The sequence below is a fragment of the Mycobacteriales bacterium genome (genome assembly GCA_035995165.1).
Taxonomy (GTDB): domain Bacteria; phylum Actinomycetota; class Actinomycetes; order Mycobacteriales; family CADCTP01; genus CADCTP01.
Genome location: DASYKU010000147.1, coordinates 1 through 14,603 on the forward strand (window position 1 = coordinate 1; position 14,603 = coordinate 14,603).

Sequence of the window (14,603 nt, forward strand, 5' to 3'; positions counted from 1 at the left end):
CAGGCAGCGGCCGGACTGCGGGTTGCGCAGTGACCCGTCGGCCTGCTGGACCCATTTCTGGCCGCCGATGCCGTTGCAGTCGAACAGCTCGACCTGGGTCCCGTTGGCGGTGCCGTTGCCGTTGATGTCCAGGCACCGGCCCAGCGTCATCAGGGAGCGGTCGGAGCTGTGGATCCAGTGCTGGTCCGCGGCGAAGGACTGGCAGTCCCAGAGCTGGACGGGGGCCAGGTCGATCCCGCTGTCGTCGGCGGCGACGTCCACGCACTTGCCGCCCGGACCCGCGATCGTGGCGCCGTTGTTGCCGGCGCTGTTGCCGCCGTACCCGGCTGCGACGACGTTGGCCTGCACGGCGGTGTCGGCCGCGTCGGACGGGAACCCCGCGGTCAGCACGCCCTCGAAGAACGAGCCGATCGATCGGTTGCTGTTGTCGCCGCCGGTGCCGAGGACGATCGCGCCCTCCTGCTTCAACGGGATGTAGCCGCCGCGGTTGGGCAGGGCGCCGTTCCACCAGGTCGACAGCCCGCCGGTCTGGGAGTTGCCGCCCTTGATCGCGTACGACGTCGGGTTGCTCTTCAGCAGGGCTGTGACGAACGGGCTGCCGTTGCCGAGGTTGGCGGTGTCGGACCCGTTGGCGCCGGAGAAGAGGCCGTTCTCCAGATCGGCCTCGACCCAGGGACCCCCGCCGGTGCAGGGCGGGAAGAAGCATTCGGTGCCGAGGTTGACCGCGTCCATGTGGCCGTTGCCGGTGTCCTGGGTGTTGGTCTCCGCGTTGCCGTAGTCGAAGCAGCAGCCGGCGTTGACGTGGGTGCCGCTGGCGACCATGTACATACCCTCGGGGGCGCCGTTGGTCGCGACGCCGTTCGTGGTGTTGTCGCGGTAGCCGGTGGTGCCGTTGACGTAGACGCCGTAGACCCGGTGGCCGCCGGCGACGATCGGCAGCGCGGCCGCGTTCGCGCCGACGTCCTGCCCGCCGGCGCCGCCCGGACCCTCGATCGTCAGGTCGTTGTGCCGCGCCGACTGGTCGTAGATGACCGTGATGATGCAGTTGGTGTTGGCGCAGAAGGCGTCCTGCGCGGGCGCGTTGGCGTACCCGCCCGGGGCGAGCGTGCCGATGTCGGTCAGGCCGCCGTCGGAGGCCCGGCGGACCTGGTAGAGCCGGCCGCTGTACGTGCCGAACAGCGCCCGGACGGTGCTGTGCGCGGCCACGCACGGCGTCCCGGCCGAGCCGTAGATGTCGCACGGCAGGGTGGCCGCCTGGGCCGGGCCGGCGACGCCGACCAGGCCGAGCAGGGCCAGCGCGAGCACGGCGAGGAACGGCAGGAGCGGACTCCGGCGGCCGGACGGGTGGCGTGGAGGCACCGGGATCACCTCTTTCGGGTCGGCGTCGACTCGGAGGCGCTCGGGCAGCGAGCGGACACCTCGGGACAGACGGTCCGTTCTGAGCACTCTGTGATCGATACCGTCCGCCCGGCGCCAGCAATTGTCAACAGCCCGATCAGAACCGAACACGGTCTCGATCCGCGTCGCCGGCCGGATCTCCCACCGGCACAGGCTTCCGGGCCGAGCGTCGGGGAGCCGGGCGCCGGGGCATTCGGTCGGAACCGATCAAAAAGTGCCTCGCCGCCGCTACTGTGGTGCCCGTGTTCGCGGCGGAGCGGCGGCAACGCATCCTCGACCTGGTCCGGTCCAGCGGGGCGATCTCGTTGCGCGAGCTCGCCCGGCAACTGCAGACCTCGGAAGTGACGGTGCGCCGGGACCTGCGCGCGCTGGAGTCCGAGGGCCTGCTCGACCGCCGGCACGGCGGCGCGGTGCTGCCCGGCGGCCTCGCCCACGAGCCGTCGTACTCGGAGAAGGCGCAGGTCGCGGCGGCGGAGAAGGCCGCGATCGCGGAGCTCGCGCTGTCCCTGGTCAGCGACGGCGACGCGCTGGTGATCGGGGCCGGCACCACCACCCAGGCGTTCGCGCGGCGCCTGACCACGTTCGCCGAGCTGACCGTGGTGACGAACTCGCTCATGGTCGCGCAGGCGCTGGCCCGCGCCCGGGGCGTCGAGGTCGTGATGACCGGCGGCTCGCTGCGCGGCTCGATCCACGCGCTGGTCGGCAGCATGACCGAGCAGGCGCTGTCCTCGGTCCGCGGCACCCGTGCGTTCATCTCCGGCAACGGCCTGACCGCCGCCCGGGGACTGTCCACCCCGAACGTCGCGGTGGCCGGGGTGGACCGGGCCCTGGCCGCGGCCGGCCGGGAGATCGTCGTGCTCGCCGACCACACGAAGATCGGCGTGGACGCGACCATGCAGACCGTCCCGCCGGCCGACATCGTGCACCTGGTCACCGACGACCGGGCCGATCCGGCGCAGCTGGCCGAGCTGGGCTCGGCCGGCATCCAGGTGCACGTCGCCTCGACGCAGGCCGCCGAGGAGCCGAGCTCGGCCCGTAGTTGACAGCTTTCGGTCGGGATCGGACTGTCGGAGATCCGTTATTGACAGCTCTGTTTCGGATGTGACTGAATCATGCCCAAGCGGGAGCGTGAGAGCGGTCACATGGGCGTGCCGAGTAGGTCGTCACGCGTTGCCGGGTGCGCATCCCGAGTTCCGGGTCGTCCTGCGGCCCACTGGCGACGAGGAGTGGCCGCATGACCGTTCGCCGCGCCCGGTACCTGACGGCAGCCCTGGTCTGCCTCCCGCTCGCGCTGACCGCCTGCGCCAAGTCCGAGGACTCCACCGCCAGCAGCGGCAGCGGTTCGAGCAGCGGCGGCGCCCAGGTGGTCGAGACGCCCAGCGCGTCGGCCGGCCCCGGTTGCACCCTGCAGACGTACGGGGCGACCAAGCTGGACCTGACCCAGGCCACCGTCGGCTTCTCCCAGTCGGAGAAGGAGGCGAACCCGTTCCGGATCGCCGAGACGCAGTCCATCAAGGACGAGGCCTCGAAGCTCGGCGTGAAGAAGCTGCTCACCACCAACGCGAACTCCCAGCTGAGCAAGCAGATCTCCGACATCCAAGACATGATCAACCAGGGTGCGCAGGCGCTGATCGTGGCGCCGCTGAACTCCGACGGGCTGGAGCCGGCGCTCAACGCGGCCAAGGCCAAGAAGATCCCGGTGCTGACGATCGACCGGAAGATCAACGCGACCGCCTGCGACACGTACGTGGCGTTCCTCGGCTCCAACTTCGTCGAGCAGGGCAAGAAGGCGGCCCAGCAGATGTCGACGGCGATGGGCGGCAAGGGCAAGGTCGCGATCCTGCTCGGCTCCTCCGGCAACAACGTCACCACCGACCGGACCAAGGGCTTCGTCGACGAGCTCAAGGCCAGCTCGCCCGGCATCACGGTGGTCGCCCAGCAGACCGGCGACTTCGCCCGGGACAAGGGCCAGACGGTGATGGAGCAGATCATCGCCGCCCAGCCCGGCATCACCGGGGTGTACGCGGAGAACGACGAGATGGCGCTGGGCGCGCTGGTGGCGCTGAAGAGCGCGGGCAAGACCCCCGGCAAGGACGTCCAGGTCGTCTCGGTGGACGGCACCCGCAACGCGGTGCAGAAGATCGTCGACGGTGAGATGGCCGCGGTCGTCGAGTCCAACCCGCGGTTCGGCCCGCTGGCGTTCAAGACGCTCACCGACTTCTACAACGGGACCTCGATCCCGGAGAACGTGATCATCTCCGACAAGCTCTACACGAAGGACAACGCCTCGTCCGAGGTCGCCAACGCGTACTAGGCCGTACACGCCCCCTCAGGGCCGGACCGCACGTCGGTCCGGCCCTGAGCCCGACCCCGAGGAGGACGCCCCGTGACCGAGGGCAACCCCGTGCTCGAGGCGCGCGCCGTCGGCAAGCGGTTCCCCGGGGTCGTCGCACTGTCCGGTGTGGACATCCAGCTGCGCGCCGGCGAGGTGCACGCGCTGGTCGGGGAGAACGGCGCCGGCAAGTCGACGTTGATCAAGCTGCTCACCGGGGTCTACCAGCCCGACGACGGGGAGCTGGTGTACCGGGGCGAGCCGGTCCGCTTCGGCCGGCCGCTGGACGCCCAGGCCGCCGGGATCAGCACGATCTACCAGGAGGTCAACCTGGTCCCGCTGCTGTCGGTGGCGGCCAACATCTTCCTCGGCCGGGAGCCGCGCAACCGGTTCGGGCTGGTCGACCACCGGGCCATGACCGCGGCCGCGGCCCAGCTGCTCGGCTCGCTCGGGGTGGACGCGGAGGTCAGCCGTCCACTGCGGACGCTCGGCCTGGGTACCCAGCAGATGGTCGCCGTCGCCCGCGCGGTCGCGGTCGACGCCAGGGCCGTCGTCATGGACGAGCCGACCTCCTCGCTGGAGGCCGCCGAGGTGGCCACCCTGTTCGAGGTGGTGGCGCGGCTGAAGTCCCAGGGCGTGGCCGTGCTCTACGTCAGTCACCGGCTGGACGAGCTGTACCGGATCTGCGACCGGGTCACCGTGCTGCGCGACGGCCGGGTCGTCCACAGTGGACTGCTGGCCGACCTGCCCCGGTTGCGGCTGGTCGCCGCGATGCTCGGCCGCGACCTGGACGAGGTCCGGCGGGAGGGCACCACCCGGTTCGAGGGCGAGTCCTCGGTCGCGACCGGCGAGGCCCCGGTGCTGGAGGCGGTCGGGCTGACCCGCCGGCACGTCCTCGACGGCGTCTCACTGACCGTACGGCCGGGGGAGATCGTCGGTCTCGGCGGCCTGCTCGGCGCCGGCCGGAGCGAGACCGCCCGGGCCATCGCCGGCGCGATGCCGCTCGACGGCGGCACGGTCACGGTGGCCGGACGGCGGATCCGCACCGGCTCGGTCCCGGCCGCGATCGCCGCCGGGGTGGTGATGCTGCCGGAGGACCGCAAGGCCGACGGCATCGTGCCCGGGTTGTCCGTACGGGACAACATCGCGCTCGCGGCGCTGCCGGCGCTGTCCCGGGCCGGCATCGTCTCCCGCCGCAAGCAGGACGCGATCGTGGACCGGTTCGTCTCCCGGCTGCGGATCAAGGCCTCCAGCCCGGACCAGAAGGTCGGCGAGCTCTCCGGCGGCAACCAGCAGAAGGTGCTGCTGGCCCGGCTGCTGGCCCGCAACCCCAAGCTGCTGCTGCTGGACGAGCCGACCCGCGGCATCGACATCGGGGCCAAGGCCGAGGTGCAGGGGCTGATCGACGAGCTGGCCGCGGAGGGGCTCGGGGTGGTGCTGATCTCGTCCGAGTTCGACGAGGTGGTGGAGGGGTCCGACAGCGTGGTGGTGCTGCGGGACGGGCGCGCGGTGGCCACGCTGCGCGGGGACCAGGTGACCGAGGAGGCGTTGCTGGACGCGCTGGCGGCGGAGGAGTCCGATGGCTGAGGCGGTGGCGCGGCGGACCGTCGACACGGCCACGGCCCGGCGCTGGCTGCGCGACAACGGCGTGTACGCCGCGGTCGTCCTGCTGCTGGTCTACAACCTCGCGTTCACCGCCAACTTCGCCACCGTCTCCAACGTCACCACCCAGCTGGTCCAGGTCGCGCCGGTGGTCATCGTCGCGCTCGGGATGGCGATGGTGATCGGCACCGAGGGCGTGGACCTCTCGGTCGGCTCGGTGATGGCGATCGCGGCCGCGCTGCTGCCGCTCTACCTCGGCTACGGCCTGGTCGCCGGCGTCGTCACCGCGTTGCTGGCCGGCGCGGTGGCCGGGCTGCTCAACGGCGTGCTGGTCGCGGTGGTGCGGATCCAGCCGATCGTGGCCACGCTGGCGCTGCTGGTGGGCGGCCGCGGCCTGGCGATCGTGCTCGTGGACGGGCAGATCAAGGACATCCGCAACGACGCGCTGCTCTCCTTCGGCTCCGGCGACGCGGCCGGGATCCCGTACGTGGTCTGGCTGGCGGCCGTGCTCTCGATCGCGGTCGGGCTGCTGGTCCGCTACACGACGTTCGGGCGGCGGCTGGTGGCGGTGGGGGACAACCGGTCGGCCAGCGCGCTGGCCGGGCTGCCGGTGCGGCGGGTCCTCATCGTCACGTACGTCCTCAGTGGACTGCTGGCCGCGGTGGCCGGCATCGTCGCGACGGCCCGGCTGACCGCGAGCGACCCGTCCTCGATCGGCAACCTCTACGAGCTGAGCGCGATCACCGCGGTCGTCGTCGGCGGCACCTCGCTGTCCGGCGGCCGGGTCCGCATCCTCGGCACGGTGATGGGGGCGCTGCTCATCCAGCTGATCCGGGCCACGCTGATCAAGAACGACCTGCCGGACTCGATCGCCCAGCTCGTCCAGGCCGCGATCATCGTCCTGGCCGTGTACGCGCAGCGCGAGCGACGGGCGGGTGCGGCATGAGCCTGGTCTCCACGGTGCCGGCGCAGGACGCGGCGGCCGGCACCGGCCGCCGGGAGCGGATCGCGGCCGTCGTCCAGCGCAGCGGCGCCTACATCGTGCTGCTGCTCATGGTGATCGTGTCCTCGTTCGCCTTCGACTCCTTCGCCACCACGGGCAACGCGCAGAACATCGCGATCCAGAGCTCGTTCCTGGCGATCGTCGCGCTGGGCATGACGTTCGTGATCCTCAGTGGCGGCATCGACCTGTCGGTGGGGTCGGTGTTCGCGCTCGGCGGTGTGCTGGCGGCGTACGGGATCCGGTGGGGGAGCCTGGCCGCGCTGCTGCTGCCCCTGCTGGTGTGCGGGGCGATCGGGTTGCTCAACGGCGTGCTGGTCGCATATGGACGGTTGGCGCCGTTCATCGTCACGCTGGCCACGCTGCTCGGCGCGCGCGGGCTGCTGCTGGTGATCACCGACGAGGGCTCCATCACCCGGATCATCCCCAGCGACTCGCTGCTCGTGCGGGCCGCGCAGGGCTCGTTCCTCGGGCTCGGCTGGCCGGTCTGGATCGCGGTCGGGCTGTTCGCGCTCGGCGCGCTCGTGCTGCAGCGGACCCGGACCGGGCGCTCGGTGCTGGCCATCGGCGGCAGCCGGGACGCGGCGCTGCTGATGGGGTTGCCGGTCGCGCGCCGGACGATGCTGCTCTACCTGGCCAGCGGGCTGCTGGCCGGGCTGGCCGGGGCGCTGGCGGCGGCGTACTCGGGGTCCGGGGTGACGATCGTCGGCGTCGGCCTGGAGCTCGACGCGATCGCCGCGGTCGTCATCGGCGGCACGCTGCTCACCGGCGGCGCCGGCACGATCGGCGGCACGCTCTGCGGCGTCCTGCTGCTGCGGGTGATCCAGAACGTGATCAACCAGATCGGGACCCTCGGGTCGTCGTACCAGTCCGTGGTGAGCGGCGGGTTCCTCGTGGTGGTCGTGGTCATCCAGGCGTACCTGAGCCGGGAGCAGCGCCTGTAGAGGACCCTGCTGCCATGGGCGAGAACATCGTCCTCTGCTCGGACGGCACGCTCCCCGGTCCGCCGCGGTAGGTGAGACCCGCACCGGCTGAGCGCATTCGCCTGTGGTGGTTCCGGTTGGTCGCTACGCTCCGGATGGTCGGTGGGCGGGTCTGGGGGGCGGTCTCGGTGGTGCGTAAGACATGGGTCGCGGGTGGCGTGGGTGTGTTGCTGGCGGTCGCGATGGCGGCGATGCCCGCGGCTCCGGCCGGCGCGGCGGTGGTCCAGCCGACCGGGAACGCGACCGCGACGGTGGAGACCGCCCCGGTCCTCAGCACCGGCGACGCGGCCGACGACCCGGCGATCTGGGTCAATGCGGCCGACCCGGCCCGCTCGGCCGTGATCGGCAACGACAAGGGTGGCTCGCTGGAGGTGTACGACCTCGCCGGCACCCGGATCCAGCGCATCACCGAGGGGTTCTTCGGCAACGTCGACGTCCGGCATGCGGTCCCGACCGGCGCCGGCACCGTGGACGTCGTCGGCGTCTACCGGCTGGGGCTGCGGTTCTACCGCATCGACCCGGCCACCCGGACGCTCAGCAACATCACCGACGACCCGACCGGCAGCATCAAGGCGCCGTTCAGCGGTGAGGGTTTCTGCCTCTACCACAGCCCGTCCACCGGCCGGCTCTCGGCGTTCGTGGACGCGCGGGACGGCCGGATCGCCCAGTTCGAGCTCGGGGACACCGACGGCGACGGCCTGATCGACGGCCGGCTGGTGCGGTCCTGGGACGTCGGCACCGAGGTCGAGGGCTGCGTCGCCGACGACGGCCTCGGCGACCTCTACGTCAGTGAGGAAGGCGTCGGCATCTGGAAGTACGGCGCCGAGCCCACCGCCGGGACGACCCCGGCCGACCGCGTGCTGGTCGACTCGGTGACCACCAGCGGCGGCCGGCTGGTGCCGGACATCGAGGGCCTCACGATCGTCTACCAGCCGAACGGCACCGGCTACCTGATGGCCTCGTCCCAGGCCGCGTCGAACACGGCCAACTTCTACGCGGTGTACGAACGGCAGGGCGCCAACGCGTTCGTCCGGACGTTCCGGGTCGTCAACGGCGCCACCGTCGACGGCTGCGGCCGCACCGACGGCATCGACGCGGTCGCCCAGAACATGGGACCGGCGTTCCCGAACGGCATGTTCGTCTGCCAGGACAACAACAACTCCGTGCCGGGCGTCTCCGGGAACCAGAACTTCAAGTTCGTCCCGCTGGAGCGGGTGGTCGGGCTGAACCAGCAGCCGCCCGCGAACACGCCGCCGACCGCGCGCTTCACCTCCTCCTGCGCCGGGCTGTCCTGCACCCTCGACGGCAGCGGCTCGTCCGACGCCGAGGGCGCGATCGCCTCGTACCACTGGGATTTCGGGGACGGGTCCACCGGATCGGGGGTCCGGCCGGCGCACGCGTACGGGGCCGCCGGGACGTACCAGGTCACGCTGACGGTCACCGACTCCGCCGGCGCCACCGGCGCGGTCACGCATCCGGTGGTGGCCGGCTCGGTCGCCGGCGCCATCGCCTTCCGCGGTGAGGCGTCCACCGTCGTCAACGGGACGGCCCCCGGCGTCACCGTGCCGGCCGCGGTGCAGGCCGGCGACGGGCTGCTGCTGTACGCGACGCTCAACATCACCACGACCACGGTCACCGCGCCCGCCGGCTGGACCCAGGTCGCGAACTTCGTCACCGCCTCCGCGCGGACCCTGGTGTGGAAGAAGGCCGCGGCTCCTGGCGACGCGGGGAGCCGGGTGGCGCTCGGCCTCAGCGCGACGACCAAGGTCGCCCTGCAGCTCGCCGCGTACGGCGGTACGGCCGCGAACCCGGTCGTCGCCACCCGCTCGGATACGGCCAACACGCTCGGTCACCCGACGCCGGTGGTCACCGTGCCGGCGGGCGGTTGGGTCGTCTCCTACTGGGCCGACAAGTCGGCCACGACGACGGCCTGGACGGCTCCCGCCGGCGTCACCGTCCGCGCCGAACCCCTCGGCACCGGCGGCGGCCGGATCACCTCGCTGCTCGCCGACAGCGGCGGCGCCGTCCCGGCCGGGACCGCGGGCGGTCTCACCGCCACCACCGACGCCCCCTCCCGCGCCGCCTCGGTGACGATCGCCCTCGCCCCGGCGTAGCCGGTTCTGTCGAATCCCTGCGCCGTCGGCCTCAATGCGCAAGGCTGACACTCGCGCGGGGGACGGCCCTCGCGCTGGACGGCGACGGGGCCGGAAGGACGGCTCCCGACGAATGGAGCGTCCGCGGTCCCGGCGGTCTGGTCGAGCAGCTGGAGTTCGCCCTGGAGGCGGCGGCGAGCTCGGGCCAGACCACGCTGCGCTCGGCGATCCTGCCGTCCGCACCCCGGCCCGCGGCCTGGTCACATCGCTGCCGGCGGCCCCCGTCGCCGAGGACGGCGAGCTCGTCTGAGTCGCCGGGCGTCAGCAGGCCCGTTCGGCGCTGGGCTCGGCCGCGACGGGCGTGCGCTGCCGGTCCAGGGTGACCACCGCGCGCAGCCGCCAGCGGTCGCCGGACAGCGTCTCGGTGCTGAGCCGCCCGTTCACGGTGGCCATCCGGGCGGACAGGCTGTCCAGACCGGAGCCGCCGTCGGGGCCCTCGCCCAGGTGGTCCGTGACCCCGTCGTTGGTGATCCCGAGCGTGACGCAGCCGCCCACCCGCCGGACCGCGATCTCGCAGGTCGTCGCCTCGCTGTGGCGCAGGACGTTGGTCACGCTCTCGCGCAGGACGATCGCGAGCACCGTCCCGACGTCCTGGGGCAGCATGTCGGTCCCCGAGACGTCCACCCGCGTCCTGATGTCGGCCGCGAGCAGCATCGACCGGGCCGAGAACACCTCTTCGACCAGGGACATCTCCCGGTAGCCGCGGGCGACCGCGCGTACGTCGGCGAGCGCCCGGCGGGAGATGTCCTGGACCTCGTTGTTCTCCTCGCAGGCCTGGTCCGGGCTGGTCCGGATCAGCCGGCCGGTGAGCTCGCTCTTCAGCGCTATCGCGGAGATGCTGTAGCCGATCAGGTCGTGCAGGTCCCGGGAGACCCGCAGCCGCTCACCGGCGACCGCGAGCCGGGCCACCTCGGCGCGGGCGTCGCGCAGCTCCTCGACCAGGGCGGCCAGCCGGGCCAGCCCGTACACGAGCAGGCCGGTGATCACGGTGGCGACCGTGCCGTACGCGGTCTCGAACCGGGTGCCGGCGAGGACGTCCTGGATGCAGGCCGTACTCGCGACGACCGCGACGAACGCGGTCCAGGCGGCGACGCGGGGCAGCGCCAGCAGGCAGCTGCCGGCCAGGAAGCCCGGCATGCCCGCCCAGGACCGGCCGAACTCCAGGAACGGCAGGTACGCCAGGGCGCCCTGCGCCACCAGCGCGGTGGCGCCGAGCGGGCTGCGGTACGACGCCGGCAGCCGGCGCAGGAACGGCAGCTGGGCCGCCAGCAGGACCAGCAGGTACCCGACCGCGAGCGCCTGGTGGGGTCCGGCGTCCGGTGCGGTGAAGATCCGGAGCACCGCGACGGTGCCGAGGCCGGCGAACACGACGGCCACCAGCGCCCGGGCCAGCCGCGGCGCGAAGAGCCAACCTTCCGGGATGGCGCCGGTGCCGGAGGCCCAGTCGGGCCGGTCGCCGACGTCAGGGCAAGCACTCTCCATGATGCGTCGTCACGCCTTCCGAAACGGGCTGGCCTGGGGCCGGGTCGCTGCTGAGCGGCCACCATGTCCGTCTCAATACCTCCCCGGGAGGCGCTCCCGGTAATCACGTGATAAGGCCGGACCTGGGTACGGACGTCTCCACGCGTCGCCATCGGCGCTGCGGAAGGGCCGGTCCTACAGCCAGCCGGCGTCGTCGGCGATGCGGATCGCATCGACCCGGTTGCGCGCGTTCAGCTTCGCCGCGGCCGAGGTGAGGTAGTTGCGCACGGTGCCCTTGGTGAGGCACAGCCGGGTGGCGATCTCGCCGACGCCGTGCCCCTCGGAGCAGAGCCGGAGGGCCTCCAGCTCCCGGGTGGTCAGCGGGCACGTGCGGGTGTCCCAGGCGTCCAGCGCCAGCTGGTTGTCGATCACCCGCAGTCCGGCCGCGACCTTGCGGATCGCGTCGGCGAGCTCGGTCGCGGGCGCGTCCTTGACCAGGAAGCCGCAGACCTTGGCCGACAGGGCCCGGCGCATGATGCCGGGCTGGCCCATGCTGGTGAGGATCACGGTCCGGCAGTCCGGCAGCAGCTCGTGCAGCTGCTCGGCCGCGGACAGCCCGTCCAACCCGGGAAGGTCGACGTCGATCACGGCGACGTCGGGCCGGAGCCGCAGGGCCGTCGGCACGATCTCGTCGCCGGAGGCGACCCCGGCGACCACCTTGATGTCCGGCTCCATACCCAACAGTGCGACGAGGGCCGCGCGAACGATGTGCATGTCCTCGGCCAGCAGCACACTGATCATCATCGGCCCCCGGACAAAGGGTCTATTCCCTTGCACAGCTCTCTGTCGGAGAGTAACCGGCGACTGCGGTCCGGGATTGCCCCAAATGGGGGGAACCGGACGAGGCACCCGCGCTTCGATCGGCGGTGTCAGGCTGCCCGGTGGGCTGCCCGATGGGGCGACGCGACGTGCAGCTCGGGCTGGTCGGCCTGCTGTTCGTCGGTCACGGCGCCGTTGGGGAGGATCTCGCCGAGGTCGTCGAACAGGACAACCCCGTTACACAGCAGGCTCCAGCCCTGGTCGGGATGGTCCGCGACCACGTGGGCGGCGTCCCGGTCGGGAGCGTGGGCGGGCGGGCAGGACGGACGGTGCTGACACATGACGGTCACCTCGGACGCGGACTTTCGGATGATGACCCGGCGCGGGCGCCGGTGCACCATCCGCTTCCTTCGAGCCTGCGCCTCATCCAGGCGCGCCACGTCTCCCGTCGTGTCCTGCGCTTCTCCTGGCGTGTGGTCCGTCGCCCGGGGTGCCCGGGCGCGCAGGAGGACCACCACCAGCACCAGCACGCCGATGCCGCAGAGAGCCGGGCCGTGGACAACGACGCGCCGGGTGAAGCCCATGACCGCTAGCACCTTCCCAGGAGTACGAACCGGTTGGCGATCGCCTGTCGCCACATCTCGTAGGCCGGCTGGCCGTCGGCACCGGCGGCGGGCCGGGTGTCGGCGCAGACCTGTGCCGCCTCCTCCGGGCTGGCGCCGCAGAAGACCTCCGTCGCGGCCCGGGTGTGGTCCGTCACCAGGCCGGCCCGCAGCCGGGCCTCGGCCCCGAACGCGCCGCCCGGCGCCAGGTCCGACCGGTACGCGCCGGCCCGGTCCCAGAGTTGCTCCAGCTCCTGCTCGCAGGCGCCGCCGGCGTAGGTCGCGGCCAGGGCGACGCCACCGTAGAGGTCGGGCCGCCGGTCCGCGGGGAACCGGTCGACGAGGTCGGCGGCCACCTGGCCGTCGGCGCCGGCCACGAACCACAGCGCCCGGCCGATGCCCTGGTCGACCGCGCGGTCGGCGTAGCAGCCCTCGGCGCCGGTCGGCCAGCCGGACACCGCGGCCCGGTGCTGCTCGTCGACGTACCGGCGGGTGTTGAAGTAGGCCTGGTGGAAGCCGTAGCCGTCGAGGACCTGCCACTGCAGCACCGGGTCGAGCGACGTGGCGTCGGGCCAGCGGAAGCGGGGGAGGCGCGACATGGCCCAGCCGATCCCGGCGTACACCATCGAGAGGTGGTCGCCGGCGGACCCGGTGAGGAACTGGGCGATGTTGTCGCGCGACCCGAACGGCAGGCCGTCGCGGACGGCGAACGCCATCGCGGCGCCCTCGTAGGCGAACCCGCGGAACTGCGGCGGCACGATCTCCAGATGCTCCTCGGCCGCGGCCGGTCCGCCGGCCTCGGCGGCGCACGCATGCCCGCGCAGGAGGGTGCGGCCCACCGTCTCGAGCAGGTCGCGCGAGGCGCGGTCCTTCTCGCGGAAGCCGCGCACGTCCAGTCGTACGGCGGACACGTCGGGAGTGAGGACACGGCGCCTCAGTGCGCCAAGCACGGTGGTCAATGCGAGCTCCAGAAAAGTCGCGGCGACCGGTCGCCTCCGGGAAATGGAGCAAGAATCCCGGATCCGGGTGGTCCGGGCATCTCTCGGGGTGCGGGATTCGCGCCCGGCCGCCTGGCACCGTCCACTCCGGACAGTCGGCCGAGGCGATCCCGGCGGGACGGCAGGTCCGCATGACAGAGGAAGGACAGCGCCGGACCCGGTGGCACGGTGGAGAAGGCCATGCCCGCGAGCACGGCGCCCTGAACCGCGCCCCGATCGCCCAGCACGGAGGAGTAACGATGACCACGGAGACGTCCCGGACCCGGACGGCGGCCCCCGCTCCCGTCGACGACACCGCCGAACGCAGGCCGGCCCGCCGCTGGTGGCTGGTGGGGTTGGCCGCGCTGGGCGGGTTCCTGCTCTCGGTCGCCTGGTCGGCCGAGTTCGTCGACCAGGAGATCGGCGCCAACGTCGCCGGCACCCTGCTCGGCCACGACGGGACGGCGCCGATCACCGGGATCGTGGCCGGTGTCGTCTTCGCCTTCGTCTCCGGCCTGGCCGGCACGTTCACCGCCTGCAACGTCGCCATCTTCGGCGCCGTCGCCCCGCTGATCGGCGGGGCCACCGGCCGGTGGGGCCGGCTGGTCGCGGCGCTGCGACCGCTGGGCTGGCTGGCCACCGGCACGCTCGTCGTGTCGGCCTCGTACGGGGCGCTGGTCGGCCTGGTCGGGACGGGGATGCCGCAGTTCTCCACCGCCAAGGGCGGTCCCGGCTCCATCCCGCCGGCGCTCGTGCAATCCATGGTCGTGTTCGGGCTGATCGGGCTGGCGCTGCTCTGGCTCGGCCTCGCCGCGGCCCAGGTCGTCCCGGACCCGCTGGCCCGGCTCACCGCCCGGCACCCGAACACGCCGATGGTCGTCATGGGCGTGCTCATCGGCGGCTTCCTCATCGGCCGGCCGTTCCCGCTGTTCCGGGAGATGTTCCGGCACGCCGCCGACAGCGGGAACCCGCTCTACGGCGCGGCCGCGTTCTGCCTGCAGTCGCTGGGCAACCTGCTCGTGCTGGCGATCCTGTTCATCGTGCTCAGCATGGTCGGCGGGGCCCGGCTGCAGCGGTGGTTCACCGCCGACCGGCGCCGGCTCGCGGCCGTGACGACGGTGGCGCTGGTCCTGCCGGCCGTGTTCGTCCTGCTCTACTGGGACGTCCGGCTGCCGGCCTCGTTCGACCTGATCCCCTGGTACCCGATCGCCCCCTGGGCCGGCTGAGTCGCGTGTGGACACTCCCGGCCGGGAGTGTCCACGGCGGGCCGGGTCAG

Annotated in this window: 12 protein-coding genes; 7 read left to right on the forward strand and 5 right to left on the reverse strand. The window is 72.6% G+C overall.

Features of this window, described 5'->3' with window-relative positions; translation table 11 throughout:
* Positions 1-1,359, reverse strand: a 1,359-nt coding sequence (locus tag VGP36_24320; GenBank protein HEV7657839.1) for an arabinofuranosidase catalytic domain-containing protein, incomplete at its 3' end; no start/stop codon positions are given.
* Positions 1,360-1,640: 281 nt separating this feature from the next.
* Between VGP36_24320 and VGP36_24325 the strand changes: the two genes are divergently transcribed.
* The 6 genes from VGP36_24325 to VGP36_24350 all read left to right on the forward strand — a co-directional run bounded on the left by VGP36_24325 (position 1,641) and on the right by VGP36_24350 (position 9,429).
* Complete coding sequence (locus tag VGP36_24325) at positions 1,641-2,441, forward strand: DeoR/GlpR family DNA-binding transcription regulator (GenBank protein HEV7657840.1); 801 nt, start codon at positions 1,641-1,643, stop codon at positions 2,439-2,441.
* A gap of 191 nt (positions 2,442-2,632) precedes the next feature.
* Entirely contained in the window at positions 2,633-3,712 is a 1,080-nt protein-coding gene (locus tag VGP36_24330) for an ABC transporter substrate-binding protein (GenBank protein ID HEV7657841.1), read from the forward strand.
* Between the two features lie 72 nt (positions 3,713-3,784).
* Positions 3,785-5,317 (forward strand): sugar ABC transporter ATP-binding protein, encoded by a 1,533-nt coding sequence (locus VGP36_24335; protein HEV7657842.1) that lies wholly within the window; start codon positions 3,785-3,787, stop codon positions 5,315-5,317.
* The gene (locus VGP36_24340; protein ID HEV7657843.1) at positions 5,310-6,278 is read left to right on the forward strand and encodes an ABC transporter permease; all 969 of its coding nucleotides are present in this window, start codon (positions 5,310-5,312) and stop codon (positions 6,276-6,278) included. The genes VGP36_24335 and VGP36_24340 overlap by 8 nt, the downstream gene beginning before the upstream one ends.
* Positions 6,275-7,276 (forward strand): ABC transporter permease, encoded by a 1,002-nt coding sequence (locus VGP36_24345; GenBank protein ID HEV7657844.1) that lies wholly within the window; start codon positions 6,275-6,277, stop codon positions 7,274-7,276. The genes VGP36_24340 and VGP36_24345 overlap by 4 nt, the downstream gene beginning before the upstream one ends.
* Positions 7,277-7,473: 197 nt before the next feature.
* Positions 7,474-9,429: a phytase gene (locus VGP36_24350; protein ID HEV7657845.1), complete on the forward strand. Its 1,956-nt coding sequence runs from the start codon at positions 7,474-7,476 to the stop codon at positions 9,427-9,429.
* 300 nt (positions 9,430-9,729) lie between these two features.
* On the opposite strand, the gene VGP36_24355 is transcribed toward VGP36_24350, so the two are convergent.
* From VGP36_24355 to VGP36_24370, 4 genes are all read right to left on the reverse strand, one after another.
* A complete protein-coding gene (locus VGP36_24355; protein HEV7657846.1) occupies positions 9,730-10,950 on the reverse strand; it encodes a histidine kinase in 1,221 nt (406 codons plus the stop codon).
* A 174-nt stretch (positions 10,951-11,124) separates the two neighbouring features.
* The gene (locus VGP36_24360) at positions 11,125-11,730 is read right to left on the reverse strand and encodes a response regulator transcription factor (GenBank protein ID HEV7657847.1); all 606 of its coding nucleotides are present in this window, start codon (positions 11,728-11,730) and stop codon (positions 11,125-11,127) included.
* Positions 11,731-11,858: 128 nt separating this feature from the next.
* Positions 11,859-12,332, reverse strand: coding sequence for a DUF5999 family protein (locus tag VGP36_24365; GenBank protein ID HEV7657848.1), 474 nt, complete (start codon positions 12,330-12,332; stop codon positions 11,859-11,861).
* A 5-nt stretch (positions 12,333-12,337) separates the two neighbouring features.
* Complete coding sequence (locus VGP36_24370; GenBank protein HEV7657849.1) at positions 12,338-13,300, reverse strand: DUF1702 family protein; 963 nt, start codon at positions 13,298-13,300, stop codon at positions 12,338-12,340.
* A 287-nt stretch (positions 13,301-13,587) separates the two neighbouring features.
* Here VGP36_24370 and VGP36_24375 point away from each other — a divergent pair, with 287 nt between their 5' ends.
* Positions 13,588-14,553 (forward strand): hypothetical protein, encoded by a 966-nt coding sequence (locus tag VGP36_24375; GenBank protein HEV7657850.1) that lies wholly within the window; start codon positions 13,588-13,590, stop codon positions 14,551-14,553.
* Positions 14,554-14,603 lie beyond the last annotated feature (50 nt).